This is a genomic window from Nocardiopsis suaedae (genome assembly GCF_027706745.1).
In the GTDB taxonomy this organism is placed as follows: Bacteria; Actinomycetota; Actinomycetes; order Streptosporangiales; family Streptosporangiaceae; genus Nocardiopsis_A; species Nocardiopsis_A suaedae.
The window spans coordinates 40,133-52,758 of record NZ_JAQFWP010000002.1 but is presented as its reverse complement, the minus strand read 5'-3'; the positions used below and the strand labels follow the sequence as shown (position 1 = coordinate 52,758).

11 protein-coding genes and 1 pseudogene are annotated in these 12,626 nt (G+C 72.6%); 6 read left to right on the top strand and 6 right to left on the bottom strand.

Annotation, left to right across the window (positions count from 1 at the left end; translation table 11 throughout):
• The first annotated feature begins 6 nt into the window (after positions 1 to 6).
• From O4U47_RS01545 to O4U47_RS01535, 3 genes are all read left to right on the top strand, one after another.
• Complete coding sequence (locus tag O4U47_RS01545) at positions 7 to 1,320, top strand: alpha/beta hydrolase family protein (protein WP_270675388.1); 1,314 nt, start codon at positions 7 to 9, stop codon at positions 1,318 to 1,320.
• 38 nt (positions 1,321 to 1,358) lie between these two features.
• On the top strand, positions 1,359 to 2,366 hold the full coding sequence (locus O4U47_RS01540) for an extracellular catalytic domain type 1 short-chain-length polyhydroxyalkanoate depolymerase (RefSeq protein ID WP_270675386.1): 1,008 nt from the start codon (positions 1,359 to 1,361) through the stop codon (positions 2,364 to 2,366).
• Positions 2,367 to 2,744: 378 nt separating this feature from the next.
• Positions 2,745 to 3,674 (top strand): MerR family transcriptional regulator, encoded by a 930-nt coding sequence (locus O4U47_RS01535; protein WP_270675384.1) that lies wholly within the window; start codon positions 2,745 to 2,747, stop codon positions 3,672 to 3,674.
• 19 nt (positions 3,675 to 3,693) lie between these two features.
• On the opposite strand, the gene O4U47_RS01530 is transcribed toward O4U47_RS01535, so the two are convergent.
• Complete coding sequence (locus tag O4U47_RS01530) at positions 3,694 to 4,986, bottom strand: cryptochrome/photolyase family protein (protein WP_270675382.1); 1,293 nt, start codon at positions 4,984 to 4,986, stop codon at positions 3,694 to 3,696.
• 75 nt (positions 4,987 to 5,061) lie between these two features.
• On the opposite strand from O4U47_RS01530, the pseudogene O4U47_RS01525 reads away from it, so the two are divergent.
• A pseudogene (locus O4U47_RS01525) lies at positions 5,062 to 6,067 on the top strand (YbgA family protein).
• A gap of 76 nt (positions 6,068 to 6,143) precedes the next feature.
• On the opposite strand, the gene O4U47_RS01520 reads toward O4U47_RS01525, so the two are convergent.
• Genes O4U47_RS01520 through O4U47_RS01510 form a run of 3 tightly spaced genes read right to left on the bottom strand, consistent with a single transcriptional unit; the run spans position 6,144 to position 9,204 of the window.
• Positions 6,144 to 6,458 carry an AtuA-related protein gene (locus tag O4U47_RS01520; RefSeq protein WP_270675380.1) on the bottom strand — a complete coding sequence of 105 codons (315 nt, stop codon included), beginning with the start codon at positions 6,456 to 6,458 and terminating at the stop codon, positions 6,144 to 6,146.
• Positions 6,458 to 7,813 carry an acyclic terpene utilization AtuA family protein gene (locus O4U47_RS01515; protein WP_270675378.1) on the bottom strand — a complete coding sequence of 452 codons (1,356 nt, stop codon included), beginning with the start codon at positions 7,811 to 7,813 and terminating at the stop codon, positions 6,458 to 6,460. Before O4U47_RS01515 ends, O4U47_RS01520 begins: the two co-directional genes overlap by 1 nt.
• A gap of 26 nt (positions 7,814 to 7,839) precedes the next feature.
• Complete coding sequence (locus O4U47_RS01510; RefSeq protein ID WP_270675376.1) at positions 7,840 to 9,204, bottom strand: CitMHS family transporter; 1,365 nt, start codon at positions 9,202 to 9,204, stop codon at positions 7,840 to 7,842.
• A gap of 128 nt (positions 9,205 to 9,332) precedes the next feature.
• On the opposite strand from O4U47_RS01510, the gene O4U47_RS01505 reads away from it, so the two are divergent.
• Entirely contained in the window at positions 9,333 to 10,256 is a 924-nt protein-coding gene (locus tag O4U47_RS01505) for a LysR family transcriptional regulator (protein WP_270675374.1), read from the top strand.
• A 43-nt stretch (positions 10,257 to 10,299) separates the two neighbouring features.
• On the opposite strand, the gene O4U47_RS01500 is transcribed toward O4U47_RS01505, so the two are convergent.
• The gene (locus O4U47_RS01500; protein WP_270675372.1) at positions 10,300 to 10,503 is read right to left on the bottom strand and encodes a hypothetical protein; all 204 of its coding nucleotides are present in this window, start codon (positions 10,501 to 10,503) and stop codon (positions 10,300 to 10,302) included.
• A 52-nt stretch (positions 10,504 to 10,555) separates the two neighbouring features.
• On the bottom strand, positions 10,556 to 11,224 hold the full coding sequence (locus O4U47_RS01495; RefSeq protein WP_270675370.1) for a hypothetical protein: 669 nt from the start codon (positions 11,222 to 11,224) through the stop codon (positions 10,556 to 10,558).
• A 334-nt stretch (positions 11,225 to 11,558) separates the two neighbouring features.
• Here O4U47_RS01495 and O4U47_RS01490 point away from each other — a divergent pair, with 334 nt between their 5' ends.
• On the top strand, positions 11,559 to 12,524 hold the full coding sequence (locus O4U47_RS01490) for a 4-hydroxy-3-methylbut-2-enyl diphosphate reductase (protein ID WP_270675369.1): 966 nt from the start codon (positions 11,559 to 11,561) through the stop codon (positions 12,522 to 12,524).
• Positions 12,525 to 12,626 lie beyond the last annotated feature (102 nt).

The window sequence follows — 12,626 nt, the reverse complement described above, 5'->3', positions numbered from 1 at the left end:
TACGGCATGAGAACGCACGTGACCTCCGCCACACTGGCGGGCGCGCTCCTCCTCGCCTCCACGGCCGCCGCAACCGCCCCCGCGAACGCCGCCTCCCCACCCGGCGGCGACGGCCCCGTCCCGGGAGCGGACCGGGTGGTGACCTCCCGCCTGGACGACCTGACCACCGCAGGGACCGTCGACAGCGGGCACACCGACCCCGCCGCCTGGGCCGGGCTGCAGGCCGAGGGGACCCACAACCCGAGCGGTGTGCCCGGTGTCCAGCTCGACGGCCACTTCCCCGACCGGTCGTCCACCAACGCCACCCACGGCTGGGACCACGACTCCCAGTTCGTCATCCGGTTCCCCGAGGACTGGAACGGCGGGCTCGTGGTCGGCGGGTCGCCCGGCAACCGCACGCAGTACGCGCTGGACGCCGCCGTCTCCGACTGGGTCGTGGCCCAGGGGTACGCCTTCGCCGCCACCGACAAGGGCAACACCGGGCTCGAATTCCACCGCGACGGCAACCGCCCCGGGTCCGCCGTCGCCGAATGGAACAAGCGCCTCACGCAGCTCACCGTCGCCGCCAAGGAGGCCGCGGGCCTCCACTACGGCCGAACCCCGGAACGGACCTTCGTCACCGGCCTGTCCAACGGCGGGTACCTGACGCGCTGGCAGCTGGAGAACCGGCCCGACCTCTACGACGGCGGCATCGACTGGTCCGGGGTGCTGTGGCGCGGCGACGGGCCCAACCTGTTCACTTTCCTGCCGACCGCCGTGCGCGAGTACCCCGCCTACGCCGAGACGGGTGACCCGGAAGCGCGCGAGGCCTTGCTGGAGGCGGGGTTCCCCGCCGACTCCGAGTTCCTGTGGGAGTTCCACCACGAGGTCTACTGGGGGCTGACCCAGGAGATCTACCGCGCCGAGTTCGACCCGGCCTACAAGGGCGACGACGCGGATTACGTCTACGAGGACCGTCCGGCGCCGGTGCGGCGCGCGGTGGACCGCATCTCGCTGACCGGGGACATCGGCAAGCCGCTGATCACCCTGCACGGCACCCTCGACGCCCTGCTGCCGATCTCCACGGGCTCCGACGTCTACGCGGACATGGTGGACGCCCGAGGGAACGCGGACATCTCCCGCTACTACCGCGTGGAGGACGGCAACCACGTGGACGGGCTGTACGACCGGTTCCCCGACCGGCTCCGCCCCATGCTGCCCTGCTACCGCGAAGCCTTCACCGCCATGGAGCAGTGGGCCGAGGACGGCACGCCTCCCCCGCCCAGCACCACGGTCGAACGGCCCCGGCAAGGCGATCTGGTGAACCGGTGCCGCCTGTGAGAACCCCCCGAGTGCGATCCGAAAGGAGAACAGAGGATATGACATCCCCCTTCCGCCGATTCCACCGAACCGTGTCCCGGGCCGCACGCCGTTTCGCCGCCGTCGCGGCGGCCGCCGTCGGCGCGGCCCTGCTCGCCGGGTCCCCCGCACAGGCGGCCCCGCCCCTGGAGAAGGTCGAGGGGTTCGCCAACCCCGGCGCCCTCGACATGTACGTCCACCGTCCCGCCGACCTGCCCGACGGCGCCCCCGTCATCGTCGCCCTGCACGGGTGCACGCAGACCGCTCAGGAGTACGCGGACCACTCCGGACTGGTCGAGCTCGCCGACCAGGAGGGCCTCCTCCTGGTCTTCGCCGAGCAGCGCACCGCCAACAACTTCAACCGGTGCTTCAACTGGTTCCAGGGCGGCGACATCGCCCGCGGCCGGGGGGAGGTCGCGTCCATCCGGAACATGGCCGACCACGCGGCGGCCGAGTTCGGCGCCGACGCCGACCGGGTGTACGCCACCGGACTGTCCGCAGGGGGCGCGATGACCACCGCGCTCCTCGCCGCCTACCCGGACGCGTTCCAGGCGGGCGGGGTGATGGCCGGGCTCCCCTACAAGTGCGCGACCAGCATGATCGACGCGTTCACCTGCATGAACCCGGGCAAGGACAAGTCGCCTGAGGAGTGGGCGCGCCTCGCCGCCTCCGGGCACCCCTCCTGGGAGGGGCCGTGGCCGCGCGTGGCGGTGTGGCACGGCACCGCCGACTACACGGTCGTCGAGCGCAACGCCGATGAACTGCGGGACCAGTGGACCGCGGTCCACGGACTCGGCCAGACGCCGGACCGCACGAGCACCTTGGAGCCGAACGGGACCCGGCGCGAGGAGTACCTCGCCGGCGACGGCACGGTGGCCGTCCAGGTCAACCGGGTCCCCGGAATGGGGCACGGCACCCCGGTCCGCCCCGGAAGCGGCCCGGAGGAGTGCGGCCAGAGCGGCCAGTACTTCCCGGACACCATCTGCTCCGGCCGCCATCTGCTCCGCTTCTTCGGCCTCCAGGAGTGAGCGCGGACGGCCGGCGCTGAGGAGCGGCAGACCCGGCCGATCGCCCTGAAAGGCCCCGCCCGGGGCGCCCTCCCCCACACCGTCAGGGGTCCCGGTCACCGGGGCCGGTACGAACGGGCCGCGCCGGTGCGGTCGAGACGGGGCGCCTCCCAGCGCCGACCGCACCGGCGCTGCCCGCCGCCAGGCGAGCGGGGCCCGGACCGCCGCCGCACCGCTCCCCTCCAACTCTCGCGGTGCCGCGGCGCCATTCCGGCCCGGAACGCCACAATGCAGCGGGTGTGCCGCCCCGGACTCCCCCGAACCGGATGCCCCCCACTCTTGTGCGGCCTAGGGTTACAGGGCAACGCGCATCGATTCCGCATCGACTCGGGGACCGCCATGGAACCGCTTCTCCCCCCTTCGGCCGTCGCGCACCTTCTTGGCGTCGCACCGCCCACGCTCCGCAGTTGGGACCGCCGGTACGGGATCGGCGCCACAGGCCGCTCCCCCGGAGGGCACCGCCGCTACACCCCTGAAGACCTGCGTCGGCTCACCGACATGTGCCGCCTCATCGCCGAGGGCGCGGCCCCGGCCGATGCCGCCGCCCGGGTCGCCTCTGGGCCCCTCTCCGAGTCCGGCGCCCCCTCCGCCGCCCCAGGCGTGCCCGCGCAGCGGGCCTCGGGCACGGCCACGGCGAAGAGCGCCTCGGCGGCCCTGCACGGGGTGGCCCACGCCGCCATCCGGATGGACGCCGCCACGGTCGAGAACGTGCTGGAAGACCGCTTCAGGTCCCGCGGAGTCGTGGACACCTGGGACGAGGTCGCGCGCCCCGTCCTGTTCGGGATGGGGTCGGCCTGGGCCGCGACCCAGCGGTTCGTCGAGGTCGAGCACATGCTCTCCTGGAGCATCTCCTCGTCACTGCGCCGTATGCACCGGAGCCCGAGCGTGCCCGACCGGCGTCACGTCCTCCTGGCCTGCACGCCCGAGGAGCTGCACACCCTCCCCCTCGAAGCGCTGGCCGCGGCGCTCAGCGAGAACGGTGTGGTCTGGCGCATGCTCGGCGCCGCGACGCCGCTGGCCGCGATCGCAGCGGCGGTGCGGCGCACCGCTCCCAAGGCCGTGGTGGTCTGGTCGCACCGGCCGGAGTCGGCCGATCCCGAGGCGCTCCGCACGGTCCGCAGAGCCGCCGCCGGAGCCCGGGAGTCGACTCTGCTCATGACGGCGGGCCTCGGCTGGCGGTCGGGGAGCGGGGAGGCGTCGGACGCGTGGGCTTTCACTCTCCCGGATGCGCTTTCGATCCTTTCCAAAGAGGTCGCGGTCGTTCCCTGAACGTACTTCCGGCGCCCGGTCAGGCCGGCGCTTCAAGCGGCGGGTGGTACGCGACACCGGGGTGCTTCCAGGGCTCGTGCACGGCACCGCCGGGCACGTGTCCGAGTTCGGGGACATAGCGGCGCACGTACTCGCCCTGCGGGTCGTAGCGCAACGCCTGACGCACCGGATTGAAGCCGCGGTTGGGCCGTGTGTCGTTGCCCGTCCCGGCGACCCACTGCCAATTCCCGTAGTTGTCGGCCAGATCCCCGTCGCTCAGCAGGGCATGGAAGTGGTCCGCTCCCCGTTTCCAGTGCACGCGCAGGATCCGGGTCAGATAACCCGCGGTGATCAGACGGGCCCTGTTGTGCATGAAGCCTTCCTGGAGGAGCTGCCGCATGCCCGCGTCGACGATGGGCACACCGGTTCGCCCCTCGGCCCACGCCGTGAACGCCTCTTCGTCGTCACGCCAGTCCGCGCTCCGCGGACGGTAGTCGACGCGTGGCAGGGCGGGGAACGCGTTGAGGACCTGATGGTGGAAGTCCCTCCAGGCCAGTTGGCGGACAAAGGCGGCCCCCGCCTCTCCTCTCCGGTATGCGGCGCGCTCCAGCACGAGCGGGGAGACACGGCCGAACCGCAGATCGGTGCTCAGGCGCGATGTGGCATCGGCGGCAAGGTCGTCCCTGTACCCGTCGTACCGGCCGATCCCCTCGTCCAGCCATGCACACATGCGCGCGGCCGAGTCGCCCCCGCCGTGCAGCCGTTCCGGTGACAGGACGCCGAGCCCCTCCCGGTTCGGGTCGGGGTACGGCGTACGATCGGCCCCCACCCCGTCGGGTGGCCTCAGGGACGGAGGCGCTGGGGACTCCTCGCGCCTGCCCGCCGCCTCCCAGGCCTTCCAGTACGGAGTGAACACCCTGTAGTGGTCCCCGCCCCCGGATGGCGTGACGGCACCGGGAGGGACCACCGTCACCCCGGGGTGCCCGACCACCTCGATACCGGCGTGGGCGGCCTGCCCCCTCAGGCGCCGCGCGCGCCGACCCGCGAAAGCCCCGACGTCCTCGGCCACGTGGACACGATCGGCGCCCACCTCGTGCGCCGCCCGCAGCGCTTCGGCCACCGTCTCTCCCCGGCGCAGGACGAGTGCGCCGCCGAGCGCGCGCAACTCACGGTCGAGTTCGGCCAGCGCCTCGGTCAGGAAGGCGATCCGGTTGCGGGAGCTGCGCCCCAGAATCCAGGGGTCGGCGACGAACAGCGACAGAACCCTGTCGCTCCGGGCCGCCTCGGTGAGTGCGGGATTGTCCTCGACCCTCAGGTCGTGTGTGAAGAGCATGACCGACGTGCGCACTGTCCCCCCGGGGAAAACGAGCGGCCGCCGTACGCAGCCGTTGGACGTATTGTGACAACCATGAGCGACCGTTCGGTCACAGAAGAACACGTGCAGGCGGAGCGGGACACGACCGCGGAACGCCCCAGGATCGGCGTATCGAGCTGCCTCCTCGGCGAGCCCGTGCGCTACAACGGCGGCCACTGCCGGGACCGGTTCCTCACCGACCGGCTGGGGGACCACGTGGACTGGGTCCCCGTCTGCCCTGAGGAGGAGATCGGGCTGGGGGTCCCGCGCGAGACGCTGCGCTTGGAGCGGTCCGCCGAGGGCCCCCGGGTGGTGGCGTCCAAGAGCGGGACCGACCACACCGATGAGCTGCGCGGCATCGCCGACCGGCGCAGGGAGCAGCTCGAAGGGCTCGACGGATATGTCCTGAAGAACAAGTCGCCCAGCTGCGGCCTGTTCGGCCTGCCGGTCTTCGAGGACGGCAAGCGCGTCGACGGCAAGGGGCGGGGGGGCTTACGCCGAGCGCCTGACCTCGCTCGTCCCCGGGCTGCCGACCGAGGAGGAGGGGAGACTGTCAGACGCGGACCTGCGCGACCACTTCGCCGAGAGGGTGTTCGCCCATGCCCGCCTGAGGGCCCTGCTGTCCGGCGACTGGCGCCCCAAGGACCTCGTGGAGTTCCACGCCCGTCACAAGCTCCAGATCATGGCGCACTCCCCTGACGCCTACCGGTCGCTCGGCAAGACGGTCGCGCAGGCGGGCGCCCGTGAGCGCACCGAACTGGCCCGGGAGTACCGGGAGGGCTTCCAGACGGCTCTGACGCACAGGGCCACGCCCGGACGGCACGTCAACGTCCTCCAGCATGTCTTCGGGATGGTGAGCGACCACCTGGACGACGCGCGCAGGCACGACATCCTCGAGGCGATCATGTCCTACCGCCAGGGGCTCGTGCCGTTGACCCTGCCGGTGGCGCTGGTGCGCCACCACTGCGCCGCCGAGGGGGTCGCCTGGGCCAGGGAGCAGACGTACCTGGCACCATTCCCGGCCGACCTCGGCCTGCGGAACGGGCTCGTGAAGCGCTGAACGCCCGGCCTCGGGCGTCCAGCGCCGCTCGTCCTGCTGGTGCACGGCGGCCTGCTGGAGATTGGCGGTGCGAACGTCACGGCTCCAGCGGGATCTCCATTTCCAGCAGTGCCGAACTCATGGACTTGCCGTGGGCGTCGAGGCGCAAGGACTCGGTGACCGTGTCCCCCGGCGCGCGCGGGCATACGAACAGCAGCGCGCCCACCCCGTCCATGCGGTGCCGCACCACCTCGCCCACAACGCGCTCCCCCAGGTGCCGACCGACCTCCTCGGGGGTCACCACCTCGCACAGCACCGGGTAGAGCCCCGGGTCGTACGGGATCAGCGACAGCGTCGTCACGTTGCCCTTGTCGCCCGCGCGCGAATGGGCGACCTCGTACAGCCGGACCATCAGCCCTCCTCCGCATCCGTCGGGCGCTCCGCCGCGCGCGCCGCCACACGCACCACCGCGGTCTCCACGGCGTCACGGGGGATTCCGGCGGACAGCACGCCCACCACCTCGTCCACGCGGACCCGCACCCCGCCGCCGCCCGCGGGCCCGGAGGTGTAGAGCGCGTCGACCTCCTCGGCGACCGCCTCCGCCGCCTCACGGTCGTGGGAGCGCCCGGCGACCCGCAGGCGGCATTCGTAGGGTTCGGCGCCCTCCTGCGCCTGCGGGCCGTGCATCGCGTCCACCCCGACCACCTCGATGCTCAGGTCCCGCACCGCCCCGCCGAGGCGCTCCCGGACGACTTCACCGGCCAGGCGGGCCCGCCGCACCGCGCCACGGCCCGCGTAGCCGATCTCGCCTTCGCCGCGGAACCCCGCCCTATAGCCCCCGCTCACCTTGAGGGCGTCGGGCCGGGGCCTCCCCACGGCGCCCCGCACCTCCACACGGTCGGGGCCGACCCGCTCGGCACGGACCCCGGTGAAGTCGGCCGCCACATCCGGGGTGAGGTAGGCCGAAGGATCGGTGACCTCATAGGCCAGCTGCTCGGCCACGGTGCGGGTGTCCACCACGCCTCCGGCCCCGGGGAGCTTGGTCACCACCGCACTCCCGTCGGGTGCGACCTCCCCGAGCGGATAGCCCAGCCGGGCCAGGCCGGGGACCGTCTTGTAAGGCGGGTCGGCGAAGTACCCGCCGGTGAGCTGCCCCGCGCACTCAAGGAGGTGTCCGACCGTGGTCCCGCGCGCGAGGGTGTCCCAGTCGTCGGCGCCCCACCCGAAGGCGGACATCATCGGCGCCAGGAAGAGCGAGGGGTCGGCCGCCCTGCCGCACACCACCGCGCGCGCTTCCGTCTCCAATGCGGGGAGCAGCGCGTCGGCTCCGATGTAGGCGTTGGCGGAGACGATCTCCCCGTGTTCACCGAGCGGCTTTCCGTCCTCCCAAGCGGGCTGTTCCAGGTCGATCCGGTCCAGGACGTCGTCCCCCACGACCGCCGCGACGTCCATGGGCGCGCCCGCCTCCGCCGACACCCGGGCGGCGAGGTGCGCCGCGGCCTCAGGGTCGGCCGCCCCGGCGTTGGTGACCAGGCGTGTGCCCGTCGCGGCGAGCGGTCCCGCCAGCGCGCGGATGCGCTTGGCCAGCAGCGGGTCGGCCCCGGCGGAAGGGTCGCGCAGGCGGCGCGCCAGGGCGAGCGCGACCGTGCGCTCCCCCAGGCACTCCAGTGCGAGGAAGTCCAGGCGCCCGTCGCGGACCAGGTCGACCGCCGGAGCGATGCGGTCCCCGGCGAACCCGGCGCCGCATCCGATCCGGATCCGGCTCATCGTCGTCCCCCCATCGTGTGGTTCGCTCAGCCCGTCCAGACGGGCACGGCGCCCGTCAGCACGGCGGCGGCGAGCATAATCAGGCTGACCAGCCACGCCCAAGGAAGCAGGAAGCGGATGTGCGCGCCGATGGGCACCTTCGCCAGGCCGGTCAGGAGGAAGAAGGAGCCGGTGAGCGGGCTGATCGGGAAACCGACCGTCTCCTGCCCGACCAGGGACGCGCGCGCCAGCGCGTCCGCCTCCGCGCCGAAGCCCGCCCCCACGGCGTCGAGGACCGGCAGCACGGCGAAGTAGTAGGCGTCGGGGCCGAACAGCAGGCTCATCGGGACGCCGAGGGCGCCGACGACGACCGGCAGCGCCGGGCCCGCGGCCTGCGGGACCGCCCCGGTCATCGAGGAGGCCATGGCCTCGATCATGCCGCTCTCCTCCATCACGCCGAGGAAGACCCCGGCCGCCAGGAGCGTGGAGGCCATGAGCACCGCGCCCTGGGCGTGGGCGTTGATGCGCTCGGTCTGGGCGCGCATGCCCGGGTAGTTGACCACCAGCGCCGCCACGAGGCCGATCATGAAGACGAGCTCGGGCGAGAGCACACCCCAGATCAGCACGCCCACGACGGCGAGCGTGAGGGCGGCGTTCACCCAGAACAGGCGGGGCCGGGCGTGCTCGGAGGCGGTGTGTGCGGCGGGCGCCTGCCGCGGCGTGTCGTCGGCGGCGGCCGCCGTCGCGGACTCCGTGGACTCCCCGGACGCCGTGGACTCTGTTGGCGCCGTGGAGGCGGCCAGGCGCCTGCGCTCGCGGCGCCCCAGGAGGTAGGCGACGGCGATCGCGGCGACGACGCCGACGGCCTGCGCGGGGATCAGGGGCGTCCAGAGCTCGTTGGCCCCGGTGCCCACCGTGGTCGCGGCGCGGGCCGTCGGCCCGCCCCACGGGACGAGGTTCATCACCCCCGCGCCGAGCCCGGCCAGCGCCGCGAGCAGCAGGCGCCGCATGCCCAGCGCCTCGTAGAGCGGCAGCATCGCGGGGACCGTGATCAGGAAGGTCGTCGCCCCGGCGCCGTCGAGGTGGCAGACCATGGCCAGCACGACCGTGGCGACGGAGATGGTGACCGGGTCGCGCCCGGCGAAGCGCAGGACGCGCTCCACGACGGGGTCGAACAGCCCGGCGTCGCGCATCACTCCGAAGAACAGGATGGCGAAGACGAACATCGCCACCGTTCCGACGACCCCGCCGACCCCGGCGGAGACGAACCCGGTGATCTCCTCGGGCCCGAAACCGGCGAGCGCCGCCGCGGCCAGGGGCACGGAGATGAGCGCCACGACCGCGCTGACGCGGTTCGACAGCAGAAGGACGAGCAGGACGGCGATCGTCGCGAACGCCAGTGCCGTGAGCATGCCAGGGCCTCCTCGGCGGGGAGACGTGCGCCGCCGGGGTGCGTGACGGCGATCACTTCCGATCATGGTGAGGGGGCCGGTCGTTGCGTGTCCAACATCAGAACCGGATGGACTTATGCTGTCAGACCATGGATCTGACATTGCGGCAGCTCGCGGCGTTCGAGGCGGTGGCGCGGTGCGGTGGATACACGGCGGCCGCACGGGAGCTGCGGGTCTCCCAGTCATCGCTGAGCCGGACGGTGCAGGAGGTCGAGCGGTTGATGCGGGTGCGGCTGTTCCAGCGCACCACCCGGTCGCTGCGGCGCACCGCGGAGGGCGACGCGCTGCTGGCCGCCGCGGAGCGGGTGCTGGGCACCCACCGCGCCGAGATGAACCGCCTGGACCGGGTGCTGCGCGGAGACGAGGGCACGGTCACCGTCGCCACGCTGCCGTCGGTCGCGGCGGTCCTGCTGCCTCCGGTCATCGCCGACTTCCGCGAACGGCACCCGGGCATCGCGGTGCGGGTGCTGGACGGGATGGCCCGGACGGCCCTGGAGCGGGTCGCAACGGGGACGGCCGACCTGGCGGTGACGGCGCTGGACCCGCGGCCCGTCGGGCTCACCGCACGCCCCCTGGTGCGCGACACGTTCTTCGCCGCGCTCCCGCCCGGGCACGCGCTGGCCGCTCAAGAGCGCGTGACGTGGGCGCACCTGAGGGAGGAGACCTTCATCGCCCTGGGCGCGGACTCCAGCGTGCGGCGACTGACCGACCGCGCCTTCGAGGAGGCGGGCGGCGCGCCCGCCACCGCGATCGAGGCGGGGAACGTGTCGACCGTCGGGGGCCTGGTTGCGGCGGGCTTGGGGGTGACCGCACTGCCGTCGCTGGTACGCGTACTGATGGGGTTCGCCGACATCGCGCACAGGCCCGTGGAGGGACCGGTGTGGAGCCGGGAGATCGGTGTCGTGACGCCTCAGGGGCGGACGCCGTCGCCAGCGGCCGCCCGGTTCCTGGAACGCCTGGGGCAAGCCCCCGACACGGCCGAACTCCTCCCCGAGGGCGCCGAACGGGTGTGACCCGGCCGGCCGCCGAACTCCCCCCGGTGTCCTGCCGCGGTGGTCACTTCTTCTTCAAGGTCCTGGCCCCCAGGAGGAACGCGCTGACAGGAACCGCCACGCCGAGCCCGATCATCAGGGGCGTCCGCCATTCGGGGAGGGGGTCCTGGAACTTGACCAGCATGAGGAGGAGGAACAGGGCGCCGACCAGCACCATATGGGCGTAGGGCAGGGCGACTTCGCCCTCAGAGGGGGCTTCCTCGGTCATGTCCGACTTCCAAGGCGGGGTACGAGGCCCGGCCGGGGCGGCGGCGCCGGTCCTACTGGTCTTCGCTCTGGAGCTTGGCGATGCGGTTGTCGTACATCTTCACGAACTCCGGGCGCTCCTGGTGGGCGACCTCGTAAGCGCGGAGCAGGCGCACCTCGTCGATGCTGAGCTTGCGCAGGCGCGCCCGGATGGACGGCAGCGTCAGCTCGTCGTAGTTCGGGACGGGCAGGTCCTCGGCGGCGGGGGCGGAGTCCTTGCGGACCTTCTGCAGCACCTCGTCGCTGGCGACCTGGGTGTCGTCCGCGTTCGTGGAAAGCTCCTCGGCGACGGCCTCGCGCTCCTCCGGCTCGACGATGCGCTCGGAGCCGCCGCCCTCCTCGGCCGTGTCCGCCGCTTCAGCCTTCTCCGCCGCTTCGGCGCCGGCGGTTTCCGCAGGCTTCCCGGCGGCGTCGGAACCGTCCGATTCGGCGGTGTCCGCCTGCGCGGCCTCCGTTTCGGCCTCGGCGGACTTCTCGGCCCGCCCGGCCTCTTCCTGCTCGGCCGCCCGCTCCTCGGCCGCCCCGTCCGCCACGGCGGGCTCGGCCGCCTGCTCGGGGACGGCGGGCTTCTCGGAGGTCTCCGCGGAGGCGGGGGCCGCCGCGGCGGGCTCCCCCTTCTCCTTGCGCCCGAAGATGCCCTTCACCATGGTCACGAGCTTGCTGACGGTCGACGCGTTCGACATTGGACTGGGGCTCCTGCCGCTGTCGCAGTGCTATACGGGGGTGGCTGCTATCGGGGGTATAGGCGTATGGGGGTACGCAAGTCAACCAGGATAGGGCTGCAAGGGTCCCGTGAAGGCGGCCGTATTGGGTACGAATTCGCCATCTCGGGACGCAACCGATCGCTGACCGTTATCCCGTCTCCACCGGTGCCCTGCCGCACCACGCCGCGCACCGGCCCCGGCGGCCCCACAGAGGCGGGTCCGGTGGCGGTCCTATGAGGGCGTTGCCGCGGTGATGCTGTGGCGATCGCGACATCAGGACGCCCTGGTGGACCACGCCCCCTAGGATGGGGGCATGACTGCGACGAATCGCCGCCGTGTCCTGCTCGCCAATCCCCGCGGCTACTGCGCCGGGGTGGACCGCGCTGTCGTCACGGTCGAGAAGGCCCTTGAGCAGTACGGCGCGCCGATCTATGTGCGCAAGCAGATCGTGCACAACACCCACGTGGTGAGCACGCTGGAGAAGCGCGGCGCGATCTTCGTCGAGGAGACCGACGAGGTCCCTGAGGGCGCCATCGTCGTCTTCTCCGCGCACGGCGTCTCCCCCATGGTCCACGAAGAGGCCGACAAGCGCCGCCTCAAGACCATCGACGCGACCTGCCCCCTGGTGACCAAGGTGCACAAGGAGGCCAAGCGCTTCGCGACGCAGGACCGCGACATCATCCTCATCGGCCACATCGGCCACGAGGAGGTCGAGGGGACCAGCGGCGAGGCGCCCGAGCACATCCAGATCGTGGAGAGCCCCGACCAGGTCGACCAGGTCGAGGTGCGCGACCCCGACAACGTCTCCTGGCTCTCGCAGACCACCCTGTCGGTGGACGAGACCAACCAGACCGTCGACGCGCTGCGCGAGAAGTTCCCCAACCTCCTGGACCCGCCCAGCGACGACATCTGCTACGCGACCTCCAACCGGCAGGACGCGGTGAAGTCGATAGCGCCCGAGTGCGACCTGGTGATCGTGGTCGGGTCGGACAACTCCTCCAACTCGGTGCGCCTGGTGGAGGTCGCCCTGGAGGCCGGCGCCTCCGCCGCCCACCTGATCGACAACGCGTCCCTGATGGACGAGGCATGGCTGGAGGGCGTCGGCACGGTCGGCGTCACCAGCGGCGCTTCGGTCCCCGACATCCTGGTGCGCGAGCTGCTCGACATGCTCTCGGGCCACGGGTTCGACAACGTGGAGACGGTCAAGACCGCCGAGGAGAGCCTCACGTTCTCCCTGCCGAAGGAGCTGCGGCGCGACCTGCGCGCCGAGACCGTCTGATCCGGTCCCGGCGATGGCCCGGGAACCGGAGACGAAAGGGCCGCCCTCCCTGGGGAGGGCGGCCCTTCGCGTTCGGCGGGCCCGCGTTCACGGGTTCCGCCG

Bases quoted from the DNA above. Each gene is read 5' to 3' on its own strand.
- O4U47_RS01500 (WP_270675372.1), bottom strand. From the start codon at position 10,503: ATGACCGAGGAAGCCCCCTCTGAGGGCGAAGTCGCCCTGCCCTACGCC.
- O4U47_RS01510 (WP_270675376.1), bottom strand. From the start codon at position 9,204: ATGCTCACGGCACTGGCGTTCGCGACGATCGCCGTCCTGCTCGTCCTT.
- O4U47_RS01515 (WP_270675378.1), bottom strand. From the start codon at position 7,813: ATGAGCCGGATCCGGATCGGATGCGGCGCCGGGTTCGCCGGGGACCGC.
- O4U47_RS01490 (WP_270675369.1), top strand. From the start codon at position 11,559: ATGACTGCGACGAATCGCCGCCGTGTCCTGCTCGCCAATCCCCGCGGC.
- O4U47_RS01530 (WP_270675382.1), bottom strand. From the start codon at position 4,986: ATGCTCTTCACACACGACCTGAGGGTCGAGGACAATCCCGCACTCACC.
- O4U47_RS01495 (WP_270675370.1), bottom strand. From the start codon at position 11,224: ATGTCGAACGCGTCGACCGTCAGCAAGCTCGTGACCATGGTGAAGGGC.
- O4U47_RS01540 (WP_270675386.1), top strand. From the start codon at position 1,359: ATGACATCCCCCTTCCGCCGATTCCACCGAACCGTGTCCCGGGCCGCA.
- O4U47_RS01545 (WP_270675388.1), top strand. From the start codon at position 7: ATGAGAACGCACGTGACCTCCGCCACACTGGCGGGCGCGCTCCTCCTC.
- O4U47_RS01520 (WP_270675380.1), bottom strand. From the start codon at position 6,458: ATGGTCCGGCTGTACGAGGTCGCCCATTCGCGCGCGGGCGACAAGGGC.
- O4U47_RS01505 (WP_270675374.1), top strand. From the start codon at position 9,333: ATGGATCTGACATTGCGGCAGCTCGCGGCGTTCGAGGCGGTGGCGCGG.
- O4U47_RS01535 (WP_270675384.1), top strand. From the start codon at position 2,745: ATGGAACCGCTTCTCCCCCCTTCGGCCGTCGCGCACCTTCTTGGCGTC.